Annotated in this window: 15 protein-coding genes; 9 read left to right on the top strand and 6 right to left on the bottom strand. The window is 61.3% G+C overall.

Features of this window, described 5'->3' with window-relative positions; translation table 11 throughout:
• Positions 1-80: 80 nt before the first annotated feature.
• The 7 genes from ASG68_RS29840 to ASG68_RS29810 all read left to right on the top strand — a co-directional run bounded on the left by ASG68_RS29840 (position 81) and on the right by ASG68_RS29810 (position 6749).
• Entirely contained in the window at positions 81-965 is an 885-nt protein-coding gene (locus tag ASG68_RS29840; protein WP_062610341.1) for a carbohydrate ABC transporter permease, read from the top strand.
• On the top strand, positions 965-1810 hold the full coding sequence (locus ASG68_RS29835) for a carbohydrate ABC transporter permease (RefSeq protein WP_062584818.1): 846 nt from the start codon (positions 965-967) through the stop codon (positions 1808-1810). Before ASG68_RS29840 ends, ASG68_RS29835 begins: the two co-directional genes overlap by 1 nt.
• 2 nt (positions 1811-1812) lie before the next feature.
• Positions 1813-2829, top strand: a complete 1017-nt coding sequence (locus ASG68_RS29830; RefSeq protein ID WP_062584816.1) for an SIS domain-containing protein — start codon at positions 1813-1815, stop codon at positions 2827-2829.
• Between the two features lie 2 nt (positions 2830-2831).
• On the top strand, positions 2832-3767 hold the full coding sequence (locus ASG68_RS29825) for a PfkB family carbohydrate kinase (protein WP_062584814.1): 936 nt from the start codon (positions 2832-2834) through the stop codon (positions 3765-3767).
• The gene (locus ASG68_RS29820; protein WP_062584813.1) at positions 3764-4843 is read left to right on the top strand and encodes an ABC transporter ATP-binding protein; all 1080 of its coding nucleotides are present in this window, start codon (positions 3764-3766) and stop codon (positions 4841-4843) included. The genes ASG68_RS29825 and ASG68_RS29820 overlap by 4 nt, the downstream gene beginning before the upstream one ends.
• 62 nt (positions 4844-4905) lie before the next feature.
• Positions 4906-6003, top strand: a complete 1098-nt coding sequence (locus ASG68_RS29815; RefSeq protein ID WP_062610339.1) for a glycosyltransferase family 4 protein — start codon at positions 4906-4908, stop codon at positions 6001-6003.
• Entirely contained in the window at positions 6000-6749 is a 750-nt protein-coding gene (locus tag ASG68_RS29810) for a polysaccharide deacetylase family protein (RefSeq protein WP_062584808.1), read from the top strand. The genes ASG68_RS29815 and ASG68_RS29810 overlap by 4 nt, the downstream gene beginning before the upstream one ends.
• Here the strand turns inward: ASG68_RS29810 and ASG68_RS29805 are convergent.
• A complete protein-coding gene (locus ASG68_RS29805) occupies positions 6731-7561 on the bottom strand; it encodes an MBL fold metallo-hydrolase (RefSeq protein WP_062584806.1) in 831 nt (276 codons plus the stop codon). The genes ASG68_RS29810 and ASG68_RS29805 overlap by 19 nt on opposite strands.
• Before the next feature lie 229 nt (positions 7562-7790).
• Between ASG68_RS29805 and ASG68_RS29800 the strand changes: the two genes are divergently transcribed.
• Positions 7791-9566 (top strand): metallophosphoesterase family protein, encoded by a 1776-nt coding sequence (locus tag ASG68_RS29800; protein ID WP_062601856.1) that lies wholly within the window; start codon positions 7791-7793, stop codon positions 9564-9566.
• A 28-nt stretch (positions 9567-9594) separates the two neighbouring features.
• Here the strand turns inward: ASG68_RS29800 and ASG68_RS29795 are convergent, their stop codons facing one another.
• The 3 genes from ASG68_RS29795 to ASG68_RS29785 form a co-directional block, all read right to left on the bottom strand.
• A complete protein-coding gene (locus ASG68_RS29795; RefSeq protein WP_062584949.1) occupies positions 9595-10056 on the bottom strand; it encodes a cyclic nucleotide-binding domain-containing protein in 462 nt (153 codons plus the stop codon).
• Between the two features lie 119 nt (positions 10057-10175).
• The gene (locus ASG68_RS29790; protein WP_062601854.1) at positions 10176-12893 is read right to left on the bottom strand and encodes an ABC transporter ATP-binding protein; all 2718 of its coding nucleotides are present in this window, start codon (positions 12891-12893) and stop codon (positions 10176-10178) included.
• Between the two features lie 8 nt (positions 12894-12901).
• Positions 12902-13501, bottom strand: coding sequence for a hypothetical protein (locus ASG68_RS29785; protein ID WP_062584801.1), 600 nt, complete (start codon positions 13499-13501; stop codon positions 12902-12904).
• Positions 13502-13662: 161 nt separating this feature from the next.
• Here ASG68_RS29785 and ASG68_RS29780 point away from each other — a divergent pair, with 161 nt between their 5' ends.
• A complete protein-coding gene (locus ASG68_RS29780; RefSeq protein WP_320416531.1) occupies positions 13663-14217 on the top strand; it encodes a class I SAM-dependent methyltransferase in 555 nt (184 codons plus the stop codon).
• 9 nt (positions 14218-14226) lie between these two features.
• Here the strand turns inward: ASG68_RS29780 and ASG68_RS29775 are convergent, their stop codons facing one another.
• Positions 14227-15366, bottom strand: a complete 1140-nt coding sequence (locus tag ASG68_RS29775; RefSeq protein ID WP_156373624.1) for a glycosyltransferase family protein — start codon at positions 15364-15366, stop codon at positions 14227-14229.
• Positions 15363-16610 (bottom strand): glycosyltransferase family 4 protein, encoded by a 1248-nt coding sequence (locus tag ASG68_RS29770; RefSeq protein WP_062584796.1) that lies wholly within the window; start codon positions 16608-16610, stop codon positions 15363-15365. Before ASG68_RS29770 ends, ASG68_RS29775 begins: the two co-directional genes overlap by 4 nt.
• Between the last annotated feature and the right edge of the window lie 5 nt (positions 16611-16615).

Below are 16615 nucleotides of genomic sequence, written 5' to 3'. Positions count from 1 at the left end.
CTCCGGGCGGCATCCTCCCTGCCGCCCGGACCCTTTCGTTCGCCCTTGCATCATGTCTTATTTTCAGGAAGAGTTGCCCCATGTCCGGGACATCGATGACCACACGCGCATGGCTTCTGATGCTGCCACTGCTCGCCGTCATGATCGCCGTCATCGGCTGGCCTCTGATCGATACGATCCACCTGTCCTTCACGGACGCCAAGCTTGTCGGTACGGCCGGCAACTTCGTCGGCATCGATAACTATGTGAAAACGATCACGGGTTCGAATTTCCAGCGCACGCTGGTCACCACGGCAAAGTTCGCCATCATCTCCGTCTTTGCCGAAATGGTGCTGGGTGTGCTGGCCGCCCTGCTGCTCAATCAGGAATTTCGAGGGCGCACCATGCTGCGCGGCTTGATGATCCTGCCCTGGGCCTTGCCGACCGTCGTCAACGCCACGCTCTGGCGGCTGATCTATAACCCGGAATATGGCGCGCTGAATGCCGCGCTGACGCAGATCGGTCTGCTCGATGCCTATCGCTCCTGGCTGGGTGAGCCCGGCACGGCGCTGGCCTCGCTGATCATCGCAGATTGCTGGAAGAACTTTCCGCTGGTCGCGCTGATCGCGCTTGCCGCCTTGCAGGCCGTGCCGCGCGATATCCAAGCCGCCTCGCTGGTCGATGGCGCCGGTCCCTTCGCCCGCTTCCGCTTCGTCACGCTGCCTTATCTCGCCGGTCCTCTGATGGTGGCGCTGGTGCTACGCACGATCGAGGCGTTCAAGGTGTTCGACATCATCTGGGTGATGACGCGCGGCGGCCCGGCCAACTCGACGCGTACGCTGTCGATCCTCGTCTATCAGGAGGCCTTCTCGTTCCAGCGTGCCGGATCGGGAGCCTCGCTTGCGCTGATCGTCACGCTGCTGGTTGCCGTCTTGGCTGCTGCCTATGCCGCCCTTGTGCGCAAAACCGCGGGGAGCAATACCTGATGGAACGCAAGAGCCCACTGTTTTCGATCTTCATTCATGCCTGCGCACTGTTGCTCGCTGTCGTGATCCTGGCGCCGCTCGTCTGGCTGTTTGTCATGAGCATTTCGCCGGCCGCCGACCTGACCGCCAAGCCGCTGAGCTGGTGGCCGCAGACCGTCGATTTTTCGCGCTACGCGGTCCTGCTGTCCAGCGTCGAAAACAGCGCCGGTGCCGCCTTCGTCGCCTCGCTCATCAACAGCATTGTCGTTGCCGGTGTGGCGACGCTGGCGGCACTTGCCCTGGCCATCCCCGCCGCTTGGGCCGTGTCGCGCACACCTTCCGTCGGCTGGTCGCTCTACATGGTGATCGCCACCTACATGCTGCCGCCGGTGGCGCTGGCCGTGCCGCTGTATTTCGGCCTGTCGCATCTCGGCCTGCTCAACAATGTCTTCGGCCTGGCACTGGTTTATCTGACGATCCTCGCGCCCTTCACCACCTGGCTGATGAAGTCCGGTTTTGATTCCATTCCCCGCGAAATCGAGGCGGCGGCGATGATCGATGGCGCCGGATTGTTTGCCACATGGCGGATCATCACTCTGCCGCTTGCCGCACCAGTAATGGCGACCTCGGCTCTGTTCGCCTTCCTGCTGGCCTGGGATGAATTTTTCTATGCGCTACTGTTCACATCCGACCTGCGCGCCAAGACACTGACCGTCGCCATCGCCGATCTCGCTGGCGGACGGGTTTCCGATTATGGACTGATCGCGACCGCGGGTGTGCTTGCCGCCCTGCCGCCGGTGGTGATCGGTCTCGTCATGCAACGTGCCCTGATCTCGGGGCTGACCAGCGGCGGCGTCAAGGGGTGACCATGTCTTCACAGAAAATCCGTCCGGAAGGCTTGAAAGCCATCGACCGTGAAATGGCGCGCCAGAATGCCGATGCCATTGCTTCCTTTGAAGGTGCGGGCGAAGGGGCGAAGGCGATTGCCGCTTCGCTCAGGGAAACCGGCGGCCTGCTGCTGCTCGGCATGGGCGGTTCGCATGCGGTCAACCACGCCGTCGAGCCGCTTTACCGCGCGCTCGATATCGAAGCGATCGCCGTGCCTCTGTCCGAACAGCTCGGGATGCCGCTGGCGATCGAGGGCCGTACCGTGCTGATCACCTCGCAATCCGGAGAAAGTGCTGAGGTTCATCGCTGGTTTTCCGAAACCGGCGGATCGGAACATACATTCGGTCTCACGCTGGAAGGATCGTCGTTTCTCGCCAAGGCGGCGCCGAGCCTTGTCGGCGCCGGTGGTACCGAGCTTGCCTTCGCAGCGACCCGCAGCCTGACCGTGAGTTTCGCCCTGCATCTCGCCATTCTCGCGGCCCTCGGCGCGGATGCCTCTCCGGCGCTTGCTGCCCTTGCTGCCCCGGCCACCAACGACCTCGACGCGGCGCTTGCGGCGTTTGACAATGTGGCTGCTGTGGTCACCTCCGGGCGCCGTCTGCAGGGGCTTGCCGAAGCTCTGGCACTCGGGTTGACCGAACTGTCGCGTGCGCCTTGCTTCTCGCTTGAGGGCGGGCAGTTGCGGCATGGGCCGATGGAAATGCTGGGGCCGAAGGTCGGCGTTGTGCTGTTCCGTGGCAATGACGAAACCGCCGATCTTGTCACCGCCATGGCCGTTTCGGCCGTCGAAACGGGGTCTCCGGTCATCGTTTTCGACGCTTCGGGCAAGCCGCCCGTTGCAGGCGCGACGACACTCGGCTTCGAGCCTGCAACAGGGCTCACGGCGATCTTTGCAATGCTGCCGGTGGCGCAGCGTTTCATGATCGCTTTCGCCGATGCTCGCGTGGAGAATGCCGGCACGCCGGTCCGCTCCACCAAGATCACCCGGAGCGAATGACAATGCGTCCGCTTGCGGTGATTGGAAATGTCAATGTCGACCTGATCCTGGGACCGGCGGCGCCCTGGCCGCAGGCGGGGACGGAGATCATTGTCGATCATGACGAGTTGCGGGTCGGCGGGGCCGCCGGCAACAGTGCTCTGGCTTGGGCAGCGCTCGGCGTCGATTTCGATATCGCCGCCAGCATCGGTTCGGATGAATTCGGCCGCTGGCTGCAGCAATCGTTCGGTACCCGCGCGGAGAAATGGACCGTGCATCGTGAGAACACGACGCTCTCGGTCGGCATCACCCATCCCGATGGCGAGCGCACCTTCTTCACCACGCGCGGCCATCTGCCGCGGTTCTCGCTCGTAGACACGCTTGCCGTTCTCGATGGAAACCGTCTTTCCGGCGGCATTGCCCTACTGTGCGGCTGCTTCCTGACCGATGATCTAACGCGCGACTATTCCGCTCTGTTCGACTGGGCCGATCAACACGACATCACGATGGTGCTCGATACCGGCTGGCCGCTCGATGGCTGGACGGACGCAAACAAGCAGGCGACGCGGGACTGGCTGTCGCGATGTGGCGGTGTTCTCCTGAACGAGGTCGAGGCGACCACTCTCTCCGGCTTTGACGATGCCGCAGAGGCGGCCCGCCACATCAAGGACCATATGCCCAAGGGTGCTGTCGTCGTCGTCAAGCGCGGCCCGGATGGGGCGATCGGCATCAATGCGGATGGGACCTTCGCTTCGGTCGCGGCGCCCGCTGTCAAGGTCGTCGATACCATTGGCGCCGGCGATGTGTTCAACGCCGCCTTCCTCGCGGCTTTCGCCGAAGGCAGGCCGCTCGCTGATTGCCTGGCGGCTGGCACAAGTGTTGCCTCACGCGCCATTTCCACGTTGCCCCGCAGCTATGGCGGTCCGCTCCCGATCGCAAACGAAGAGGCCGCATCATGAGCGCGCTGGAAATCCAGAATGTTCGCAAGACCTATGGCGCGGTCGAAACGCTGAAGGGCATCGACATCTCGCTGGAAAGCGGTGAGTTCCTCGTGCTTCTCGGCTCGTCCGGCTGCGGCAAGTCGACCCTGCTCAACATCATCGCCGGTCTTGCCGAGGCGTCCGGTGGCGATGTGCGCATCGGCGGTCGCTCGGTACTCGGCGTTCATCCCAAGGACCGCGACATCGCCATGGTGTTCCAGTCCTACGCGCTCTATCCGAACCTGTCGGTTCATCGCAACATCGGCTTCGGCCTCGAAATGCGCAAGGTTCCAACGGCGGAGCGGGAAAAGGCGGTGCAGGAAACGGCGAAACTGCTGCAGATCGAGGCGTTGCTCGATCGCAAGCCGAGCCAGCTTTCCGGTGGTCAACGCCAGCGCGTGGCGATCGGCCGAGCGCTGGTGCGCAAGCCGCAGGTCTTCCTGTTCGATGAACCGCTGTCGAACCTCGACGCGAAACTGCGCATGGAAACGCGCACGGAACTGAAGCGGCTGCACCAGATGCTGGGCACCACGATAGTCTATGTCACTCATGACCAGATCGAGGCGATGACGTTGGCGACCCGCATCGCGGTAATGCGCAACGGCCGGATCGAACAGCTCGGCACGCCGGAAGAGGTCTATAATCGCCCGGCCACGCTTTACGTCGCCGGCTTCGTCGGCTCGCCGCCGATGAATGTTCTCTCTGCCGTCGTCGGCGACGATGGTTTGCGTCTTGATGGGTCTGGACAGGTGATCGCGCTGCCCGGCCATTTGAAAGGCGTGGTTGCTGCTGGCCGCTGCGTGAAGATCGGTGTCCGGCCCGAGGCTCTTCGGCTTGCCGCGGAGCCCGGTGGCCAGCCGGCTTTGCAGGTCGAAGTCGAGGTCGTTGAGCTGACAGGCCCGGAACTGGTGGTGACCGGACGGGTCGGCGGCCAGCGCGTCACCGCATGCCTGCCGCCGCGCACCTGGCTGGAGGCCGGGGTCGCGCTATCCTTCACGTTCGACGAGGATGCGATGCATCTCTTCGATGCGGAGACGGAGCAGGCTTTGCGCTGACCCGCGAATCCCGCCAGCGGGTTGTTCCCTTCTTGGTTTCTATGCCCTAGAACCGGATCTGCATGAGGATCGCGTTCTATTCCCCGTTGAAATCACCCAACCATCCCGTCCCCTCCGGGGACCGGTTGATGGCGCGGCTGCTGATTTCTGCGCTTGAGCGGGCAGGGCATGAGGTGCAACTCGCATCCGAACTGCGCGCCTTCATTCGCGAACCAACGGCCGACGCGCTTGCCGACCTGTCCCGAGCGGCGGAAGCGGAAAAAGATCGGATCGCAGCGCAATGGCGCGCATCCGGGCCACCCGATATCTGGTTCTGCTATCACCTTTATTACAAGGCGCCTGATCTGATCGGGCCTGCTCTGGCGCGTGACTTCGGTATTGCCTATCTGACGGCCGAGGCATCCTATTCAGATCGGCGCAACAGCGGTCACTGGACGCAATTGCAGGACCATGTGCTGGATGCGGTGCGGTTGGCGGATGTCAATATCTGCCTCACCGAGCGGGACCGCGACGGGCTTGCCGCTGCCGCTCCTGATGCCCGGATGACGTTGCTTCCGCCCTTCCTCGACCCGGCATTAATGCTGGAACGGCAACCCCGGCCCGAGGCTGGGCGATTGATCACGGTCGCCATGATGCGGCCCGGCGACAAGATGCTGAGTTATGGCATGCTGGCAGAGGCGCTGGCACGGCTGACGCATCTGCCATGGACATTGTCAATCGTCGGCGATGGTCCACAGGCCGCCGATGTGTGCCCGCTGTTTTCGCGTTTCGAGCCGGATCGCATCGTCTGGCACGGTGAAAAGGCGGCGGAAGAGATTGCCGATCTGCTGTCGGCATCATCAGTCTATCTCTGGCCCGGATGTGGCGAAGCTTTCGGTCTTGCCTATCTGGAGGCGCAGGCGGCGGGGCTGCCGGTCGTGGCGCAGGCGGTGGCCGGCGTGCCGTCCGTGGTCGTCGATGATCGAACGGGTTTGTTGACGCCGCCGGACGATATCGACGCGTATGCGCAGGCCATCGAGCGGCTACTGACCGATGCCGACCTACGCTCGCGGCTGGCTTCGGGGGCACGGGCTTTTGTGGCTGATGAACGCTCGATTGAACGGGCGGCGGTACGGCTTGCGGAGATCCTCGATCAATATGCGAAACGGATAAAGTTATGACAGCGTTCGACAGACTGATCGGCGAGGAATTGGACCGGTGGCAAGAAACGGGCAAAACAGCCCGCTTCTGGCTGCGGGATGACGATGCGGTCGAGCCGACGGCCGCGCTCGATGATTTTCTGGAGATTGCTGGTGCGTTTTCCGTGCCGGCGACGCTGGCCGTCATTCCGGTCCATACCGGAGACCCGTTGGTGCAACGGCTGGACCGGGAACGGTTGGTTTCCGTCGCGGTTCATGGCTGGTCACATCGGAATTACGCCGGTTCCGACGAGAAGAAGCAGGAACTCGGACGTCATCGGCCGTTGGCGGATGTGCTGGCCGAACTCGGTGCCGGTTTTGAAAAGCTGGCGGGACTGCATCAGGGGCGTTTCATTCCGATGCTGGTGCCCCCGTGGAACCGGATCGACAGGACCCTCTTGCCGGATCTGCCAGGGCTCGGCTTCAAGGCGCTCTCGGTCTACGGCCCTGAGAAGCCAGCGGCGCTTGGCATGATCAATTCACATGTGGATGTGATGGATTGGCACGGCACTCGGGGAGGGCGCGATCCCCTGGAGCTTGCCAGCGAGATCGTCGCACGCCTTCAGCACACCTTCGATCGTGGCGGCGTGACGGGCGTCTTGACCCATCATCTGGTGCATGACCAGGCCGTGCGTGATTTCCTGACCGCTTTGTTCAAGGCGACCGCAAGCCACCCTGCCGCCCGCTGGATATCCGGTGCGGATGCGATTCAGACGTCGATCACCTGACCGTCGCGCGCTGTGAAGGCGCCTGCAAACTCGCGCTCGGCCAGCCGCTGGATTGCATCCAGTTCGCTGTCGGTGCGTAGTGGTGAGTGATGGATAAAGGCAACCTGCTTGGCATTGGCCGCCTTGGCAAGACGAATGCCCTGCTGCCAGGAGGAATGGCCGTAGCCGACATGCCGATGCATCTCGTCGTCCGTATACATGCAGTCGTAGAGGAAAAGATCAGTGCCTTCGATCAGGTCGAGCACGGCGGGATCGAGAATGCCGGGCCGATGTTCGGTATCGGTGACCAACGCAACGGCGCGGCCGCCCCATTCGACGCGATAGCCGATAGCGCCGCCTGGATGGTTGAGGCTGCCGGTTCGGATCGCAACGTTGTCATGGGGAACAAGCACATCACCAGAACGGAAATCGCGACAGTTGATGGAGGCACGGCAGATATCCGGCTCGACCGGAAACCAGGGTGGCCGCATGAATTCGCCGATCATCTGGCGGGTGGACATGCGCCCGGCCAGATGCCCCGACCAGATGGTGACCGAAGCCATGGGATCGAACAAAGCCGGCAGATAGGGCAGGCCGACGATATGGTCGTAGTGGCAGTGGGTGAAGAAGAGATTGAAGTCGGAAACGCCGTCGGCCTTGAGAGCCTGGCCAGCGGGCATCAGCCCGGAGCCGGCATCGAACAATAGCGTGTGAGGCCCGCATTGCATCTCGATGCAGATGGTGTTGCCGCCATAATGCTGAAATTCGACCCCGGAAACGGGGAGGCTGCCTCGAACTCCCCAGAGCCGTACACGAAACACGTTGTCGTTCACTCTCTCGCCTCAGTCACGGCCAGCCGCCTGTGCCCCGTCCATCTGCAACTGTCCCATTCAATTCTTAAGGTCGTCTTTTTGTTGGACCTGATTAACCAAGCCTCATTTCGGCCATGTTAGCCAAACTGTCCGGCTTAAGCGAGACGGCAATTCGCTTTTTCTTTCCATCTGTGCGAGAGACCAAGGCAAATGAATCCGGTTTGAACCTTTGACGGAAAACATCGAGAGCATGCCGCCTTCCCAATCTCCGCGCATTGCCGTCATCGCAGACGCGCATTTCCATGATCTCTATGCCGATTATGGCTTCCCCGGCCTCATGCGCGAGGATCGCCGGCTGTCGTTCCGGTTGCTCGCCGATACGGCGCGCTCGACCCGCGTGTTCAACGAGAGCTATTTCGCACTCCATTTCGCGCTTGACGATATCGCGGCGCGTGGCATCCGCCATGTCGTGTTGCTGGGCGATTATTCCGATGACGGACAGGTGGAAACTGTCCGCGGCGTCAAGCGAGTGCTCGACGATTATGCCGTGCGGTTCGGCATGCGATTTTATGCGACTGTCGGCAATCACGACATTTTCGGCGCGGCCGGCCGCCATCGCGCCAAGCGGTTCCTCAACGAAGACGGCAGCTACAGTGTCGTCAGCAGCGATCCGCATGTGCGTGACCGTGGCGCGCGCGAGGTGATCGGTAGTTCTCATATGTATTGTCAGGGATATCCTGATGGTCTCGAGATGGTGGCGGATTTCGGCTTCTATCCGCGCCCGGACGATATCCATTGGGAGACGCCTTTCGGCCGTGATGGAAACGACGCTGCGCGGGTCTACGACATCCGCTCACCGGACGGACGGACCACGCGGACGCTAATGGATGCCTCCTATCTCGTCGAGCCCTTGCCGGGCGTCTGGCTGCTGATGATCGATGCCAATGTCTTCGTTCCCGTCGATGGTGTCGCGCCCGGTGACCCCGGCGATCTCACGGACTCGACCAGTGCCGGCTGGAACGCCATGCTGCACCACAAGCGGTTCGTACTCGATTGGATGAGAGACGTGGCGACGCGTGCCCGCCGTGACGGCAAGAACCTCATCGCCTTTTCGCACTACCCGGTCATCGACCCGCTGGACGCCACCGTCGATGACGAGATCGCCTTGCTTGGCCAGACCGGCATGGTGGAACGCATTCCTCATACGGACGTGGCGGAGGCCCTGATTGATGTCGGGATCGATATTCATTTCAGCGGTCATCTCCATGTCAACGATACGGCGCGCCACGGTCGAGACGGCAAATTCCTGATCAATGTCGCCATGCCGTCTCTGGTTGCCTTTCCCTGTGCCTACAAGGTAATTGCATTCGATGATTGCGAGATCGATATCGAAACCGTCGGGATCGATGCGATGACCCTGCATCCCGATCTGAAATGGGCCTATGACCGGGAAGTGGTTCCGACCCGTCTGGAGGCAGGTGGCATGCTCGATGTCGTCGATTACGGCGGTTTCATCTACGAGCATATTGGCCATCTGGTCGGCCGACGCTATCTGAAACGGGAATGGCCCAAGCATCTGGCGGAATTGTTCCGCAGCGCTGATCTGGCGAGCCTTGCGGCACTGGCGCTGATCGAGGAGCCGGTGGCCCTGTCCGAGGCCGTGACCACTGCCATGGCGGCACGCGAGACGATCGACCTGCGGACATATCGGCTGGAGCCGGCGGTTCTGACCGGGGCGTCGGCGCTCGATTTTTTGGCGGACTGGTACCGTGTGCGGATGGGAAGCGAACTGGCCTTCGACTGGATCAGCCGTGAGCGGCTTGCGGCATACAGTGCGATTGAGCGTCTCTACGCCAATGGCAACTGGACGGACCCGGCGTGCGTTCAGGCATTACTTGCCCTGATTTTCCGCATGTACAGCAAATATGCCTCCGGCCTGCCGTCCGGAAACTTCCGCATCGACCGTGAGACAGGAGCCATAACGGCGATAACGGAAGCGCAGGGGGAGCGTCGGCAAGCGCGTTAGAGCCTGCCGTTCCAAATCGAGGACGTTATTAATCCGCCTTGCGCGCCCGGCTGCGGGCTTCGGAGAGTTCGCTGGTCGTATGGCTGAGGCGATCCGCCAGCACGCGCATGATCTCGATGGTGATCTCGGGGAAGTCCGTCAAGAGCTTGAGGAAGTGGTCCTTGCGAATGCGCAGGGCTTCCATTGCGGTCGTCGTCTGGACCGTGGCGGTACGCGACACATCACAAAGGATGGCAATTTCGCCAACGATCGAGTTCTTCTCGACCTCGGCGATCTTGATCGGGCCGCTCGGTGTATCGACCAGGATGTCCGCTTTGCCATCCAGAACGACATAAGCCGCGTCGCCGGTGTCTCCCTGATGGAAAAGAGCCTCGCCGACATCGTAGCTGACACGATCGGAGGTAAACGCGAGAAGCTTCAGCTTTCCCGGTTCAACATTCGAAAAGAGCGGCACGCGCCGCAGCATTTGAACTTCGTCTTTCAGAAGCATGTTCGAGCCCATCCCCATTTTCCGTCTTCCGGTTCAGCTGCCTGTGTTCCCCACGCGTGCATTGTCCGGAAGGACGTCCATATCCGCCTGTCCCGCGGACATGGACGTCTCTTTTGACATTATGATGATACCAGTTCTTTAAAGATACCGTTATTCTCGACCAGAGCCGCATGTGTGCCGTCTTCCACAAGCATACCCCTGTCGAAGACCAGTACGCGATCAAACAGGCTTGAAAGCGCCGTGTTCGAAAGCACCCAGATCACCGCCGGATCGCGGCCATCACGCCGCACCAGCTTGAGCACGTCGCGAACGATCTCGTCCTGCAGGCGGTGGTCAAGGCCCGGCAACGGCCGGTTGAAGATGTAGTAGTCCGACCGGCGCACCAGCGCACGCGCCAGATTGAGCTTCTGCCGCTGCACGGCGGTCAGGCGCTTGCCGCCGGCGCCGAGATTGAAATCGAGGCCGATATCGAGCACCTGTTCCAGCAGGCCGAGCGTGTTCAGAAGGGAACTGACAATCGAGCGGATGCGCTTGGAGCCGTCGGAATGCTTGTGGCTGATGCGGCCAAACAGGATATTATCCATCAGGCTTGCCGACGCGTTGTAGCGATCGGGGTCATAGCGCTCGATTTCGTTGCGCAAGTCTTCCGGCATCCCGTCGTGGAACTGGCGGCGGACATCGACGATCTTGGCCATCAATTCCTCGGTGAGCAGACCGAAACGATGGCGGGGTTCGATATAGCGGAAGGCCAGCCGGATGAAGGCGCCGCGATCGTCCTCGGATGCAACATCGAAGCCCTTGCCCTTGTATTTCTGCAGCAGCAACTGATAGGTCGGAATGTCATCCGCCGTCATGAAGGTCAGTTGCTGGAAGAAGGGATGATCCGGCGGCAGGTCCGAGAACAGTTCGACCGCGTTTTCCGCGATGCTGTAGCCCATGTCGAACAGGATGTGGTCAAGGCCGCTGCCGCCGACGACGGAGCGGAAATAGACGTTCTTGCCGATGGCCTTGCCGACAAAAGAAGGTCCAGTTGCGGTGCCGAAGAGCAGGTTTTCACCGACGGTCGCTTCGGTGTTGTAGGCGCCGGGTTCGAAGGAGACGACAAGGCTGCTGAGTCCAGCATCTTCGAGTTCCTCCTTCAGCGCGTGGCGCATCTCGACGATGCCTTCGGCGAGGCCAGGATGGTCCTCCGGCGAAACCGTGCTGCGCAACGCGAGATCAAGGATATCCTTCGACAACTGGACGGTATCCAGCACCGAAAGAACCGGTGCAAAGAGATCGCTGTCACCCGTCGCATTGGCTGCCTCGTAGTCGATCCAGTCACTGTTGACGTCATGGTGAGGATTGCCCGCGAGCTTCGCCTCGTTGATCTGCCATTTGCGGTGCGTCGCGCGGCTGCCTTCATAGACAGCATCCTTCAACGGCGCATGCTTGAGGCCGTAGAGCAGGTTGTCGCGCAAGGAGCCGTAGAAGAAGTAGGCATCGGCCGAAACATAGGAAATGCCGCGTCCGGTTACGGATTCCGGCAGTTCCAGAAGGTCGTCACCGCCAGCGGTTACCTTGCCGCTTTCAGGCCAGACGAGACGTGCGAAGGCCTCCGCCAGCACGTCGCCGCCACCCGCGGCGCTGCCGACGATAGCGACGGTTTCGCCGGGATGGATCTGGACGGAAACACGCTCCAGCAGCTTCGCGCCGCTGTCGTCGGCCAGCGAAAGGTTGACCGCAGCCAACGGATGCTTCAGTACGCCGGCATTCTTGATGGCGATGGTCTGGATGGCCGGATCGATGGTGCGATCGACGCTGAACTGTTCGACGACCTGCACGTATTTCACCTGCACGTCCTGGCGGGTCTGGTCCCAGTCGATTAGGTCCTTCAGCGGACCGGGAAGATCCTTGTAGGCGCTGATGACGGCGATCAGCTGACCGATGTCGAGACGACCCTGCAGCGCCAGGTAACCGCCGATGCAATAGAACAGGAACGGCGTCAGCTGGGCGAGGAAGTTGTTGATGAACTTGACCAGGAATTTCCACTGGTAAAGATCGTAACGAATCTTGAAGATCAGGCCGAGGCGTGAAGCGATGTCGGCGCGCTCATAGTTTGACGTGTCATAGGCGTGGATCGTGCCGATGCCATCAACGATTTCGCTGACGCGACCGGCGAGTTCGCGAGCGGTGATCTGGCGTTCGCGTCCGAGAATCAGCAGGCGTCGGCGCATGCGCGGAATGATGACCGCCTGGACGCCCACCATGACGGCCGCGATCAGGCCAAGCCAGGCATTCTGCATGAAAATGAAGAACAGAGCCGTCAGGGCCTGCCCACCAAGCAGGGCGGGCTGCACGAAGGCATCCCCGGTAAAGCCGCCGAGCGGCTCGACCTCGTCCTTGACCATGCTGGAGACTTCGGCGCCCTTCATGCGTTTGAACTGGTTGGGCGGGAAGCGCAGGATGCGGTCAACGAGTTCGAAACGGATGCGCCGCAGCAGTCGCTCGCCGAGCCGGCCCTTATAGGTATTGATGTAGAATTTGAAGAGCCCGTTGATGATCACCAGCAGCAGAAAGACCAGGCTCAGTGCGAACAGCGTCTGCATGCGCGTCAGCTCGATCCCGTCGAACAGGGCGACATTGCCGATCCATGGCAGATCGAAATTGATGTTCATGAAGGTCTGAGTTGCGCCCGGTTGGTCGAAACCCTGGCCTTGGATCGGGCCGTTGACGATCTGCTTGGGCAGATCGAACGACAGGAAGTAAGGGATCATCGACACGGCGACAACGAGCAGAATCCACAGCTGCTGCGCGCGGGTGTGAGTCCAGATGTAACGGGCGATACTTTTTTCCATGGGCGAATTCAACCAGCCGTGCTGCGGGTGTCGAGGACATAGAAGCGTCTGGCCGCATAGGGCGTGCCGGCGATCTCGGGGTCATGCAAGTGCAGATCGAAACGCCCCCTGACCGAAACGGACGGACGACTGATGATGTGCGGTACCTGCGATGCGGCCCGTTCCAGTTCAGGCGCATATTCGATAATGACGGTACAGGCATTGTCGATCAGCGAGAACAAGAGGTCGCCGAGCGGATCGCGTCGGCCAAATGGTTTCAGCGAGTAGCCGAGCAGGACGAGGCCGTAACTGCCGGGCGCATAGTCGTAGTCGATCTGCTGGAACTTGGCGGCAATGTGCCTGACGATGCAGGGCTGACCGTTCAATTCGGACGCCTCATAGGCTTCCGTCTTCGGATCGACGGATGTGACGGACAGCGGGTGATGGGTGAGATAGGGCGTTATGGGCCGGATATGGCCGCCGATTTCGAGGACATGCGGGCACTCGCGCATGAAATGCGCCGCAAAAACCTGCCGCATGTTGGCGCCCAGTCCTGACAGGTGCGGGATGTCCTTCCCGTCGTCCAGGGGCGGCGAAACGGAGTTGGCATCCTTCAGGTTGACGAGCATTCCTTGCACTCCAGAAAAGTCCAGACTACAACACGCGCATGATGAAAACTACCCGAACAAACGAAGCAAACACAACAGATTGGCACGAAAGTGCCTTCGATATAATCCGCGGTCTTTCCGCCTATACGGGAAGCTCCCTGATCGAGGGTCTTGCGAAAGTCGTGGCCAAATATCCGCACGCGGACCTTGGCACGGCCTTCAATCATAAGCAGGTTGGAAGCAAGATATGGGCGCGCGACAAGCTGTTTGAAAGCCTTGGCGGAAAATTTAAGCACATCGTTTTGCTCGGCGGCTGGTATGGCGTCCTGCCCGGGATGTTTTTCGACGACAGCCGCTTCGATATCGGTCTGGTCGAGAGCTTCGACATCGATCCGGAGGTTGGCGTTATCGCGGAAACGCTGAATGCCAAGGCCGGCGACCGGTTCAAGGCTGTGACGAAGGACATGTATGCGCTGGATTATGCGACGCTCGGTGCTGATCTGGTGATCAACACCAGTTGCGAGCATATCGCCGACCTGCCGGCCTGGCTGGCTCTCCTGCCGCGCGGCACGAAGGTCATGCTGCAGTCAAACGACTATTTCAGCGAGCCGACCCACATCAATTGCGTGCCGTCGCTGGAAGCATTCCTGGAGCAGACGTCGCTCGCCCATGTGGCGTTTGCCGGGTCGCTGGCGATGAAAAAGTACACCCGGTTCATGGTGATCGGAACGGTCTGAGCAGCGGGGTCAGACGAGGCCTCGCAGGATTTCGGCAGTGTGACCGGCGCCTTCGAGGTCGAGGCTGTGGGGTGGTTTGGCGGTGGCGGCGAGCGCGGCGCGAATAGCGACCGTCATGTTTTCCGGCGACAGATCGTCTTCGGTCAGGACATGGGCCAGTCCGAGCTTGGCCAACCGCTCCGCGCGGACAGTCTGTTCGGTTTCGCCACCGGCGATGAACGGGATCAGCAGCGCATGGCATCCGGCACGCAGGATATCGCAGACCGTGTTGTAGCCAGCTTGTGATACGGAGAGTTTTGCTCCGGCGAGCAGGCTGGCGAAATCTGGCCGGAACCGAAAGACACTGACATGCGCCGGTGTATCGGCCGAGATCGCATCGAAATCCGACTGCGGCAGGTTGGGGCCGGTGATCAGTGCCCAGGCGAACTTACCGCCAATTGTTTTTGAAGCTTCGAGCGCTGCCCGGATCAGGGCATTTCCGACAGCGCCGCCACCGGCGGAAACGATGATGTCGAACTGCTCTTCGGGTCTGGCGGGCGGCGGTGCCGCGACCAGCCCTGTATAGACGATCTTGTCGGCGATCTCGGCGGCGAGGGGAAATGTGTCTTCCAGCCGGGCAAAGGCCGGATCGCCATGCACCAGCACGCGATCGAAATACTGTTTGATCGTTGCCACCGTCTCCTCGTCACGGCCGGGCTTGGAGCGTTCCTGCAGGATGTCGCGTAGCGAGGTGACGACCAGCGGTTTGGGCTGCTTTAAAGCAATTTCTTCGAGAAGCGGGAGGAGTTCGAAGCGGACCTGACGGCGGCCGAACGGAAAGGCTTCGATGATGACGATATCGGGCTTGCTTTCGCGGAAGGCCGACAGCATCAGGTCGCGGCGATTATCCTTGAATGTGTCATCGACGGGATTGCCATCGATATCGACCAGCCCGGAAAACCCAGCGTCTCCTGATGTGATCGCCGGAAGGGCAATGTGACGGATCTTCGGACCAGGAAAGCCTGTAACCGGCGTGCCGCCTGTGACCACGGTGACATCGAAGTCATTTTCTGCGAGCGCCTGGGCAATGCGGCTGGCGCGGGCGAGATGGCCGATGCCAAGCAGGTGCTGGACATAGAAGAAGACACGTTTTGGCGTCGCAGTGGTCATGGGATGGTCTGCCATTCAGATTCGAACAGCTGTTTCAGCTGCCGGATGCTGGTTTGATGGTCAAATTCGCGGCGCACCTTGTGTTCCGCCGCATGCCCCAACCGGGCACGCAGGGTGGGGTCCCGGATAAGCCGTTCCAAGGCTGCGGCAAAGGCCTGCGGATCTTCCGGCGGCACGACGCAACCATTTTCGCCATCGACAAGCAGTTCCGGGACACCGGAAATGTTGGTCGAGACGCAGACCAGTTTCTGGCTGGAGGCTTCGACGAGAACGTTCGGTAATCCATCCCGATCGCCGTCGGCGGTAATCCGGCAGGCGAGCGCGAAAATGTCGGCACTGCGATATCGCTCAAGCACCTCCTGCTGCGACATCGATCCGTGCCAGGTGACTTTTGCAGCAATGCCCAGCTCTCTCGCCAGTGCCTGCAGCTTCGCCAATTGCTCGCCGCCGCCGATATGCTCGAACTGCCAGTGAAGGTCCGTCGGCAGCAGGCTGAGGGCGCGCAGGACGATATCGAAGCCCTTCTTCTCGACAGCGCGGCCAACACTGACGATCGTCACCGGCGCCTCCGATCGTGACCCGTCAACGGGTGGGCGTTCGCCATCGAATGCGCCAAAGCGGGTGAGGTCGAGGCCGTGATAGCTCAGATGCACATGCGGCTTGTTGCCGGAGAGGTGACGCAGATGCTCGAACCCGGTCTGCGTGCAGGTGACCGTCCACCGCGTACTGGCAAGCTTGCCTTTCAGCTCCCAATCCGGCGAGGTCCAGATGTCTTTTGCATGGGCCGAGCAGGTCCACGGCGTGCCGCTGATGATGCTGGCATAACGGGCGACCGATGCCGGCGTGTGGATGAAATGCGCGTGCAGCCATTCGCCGCCATCAGGCCATTCCGCGCAAAGGACCATGGCCTGGCCGAAGCGGCGGATGCGGTTGCGGGTCCGGTCACGCCAGAAATCGGATACAAGTGCCGGCAGAGCGCGCCAGAAGCCCGGTTTCGGCAGGCATCTGGCAAGCGCGCCCAGAACACGCATGGGTTCGTCATGCAAGTATTCCGGCAGGTAATGCACCGGCGCGCGGATTTCGTCGTGAACGGGATGACGTTTCTTGTCGGTCGGGCGGCGCAGCGCCACCAGCGAGAGTTCGAAGCCGGCCCGTTCCAATCCCAGCAGTTCCTGGGCGATGAAGGTTTCCGACAGGCGCGGATATCCCTTCAGCACCACGATGATCTTGCGGTGTTGCGTCAACGCGG

The organism is Rhizobium sp. Leaf453, from assembly GCF_001425605.1.
Taxonomy (GTDB): domain Bacteria; phylum Pseudomonadota; class Alphaproteobacteria; order Rhizobiales; family Rhizobiaceae; genus Pararhizobium.
The sequence above is the reverse complement of the archived record's forward strand: the minus strand, read 5'-3'. Positions and strand labels throughout refer to the sequence as shown.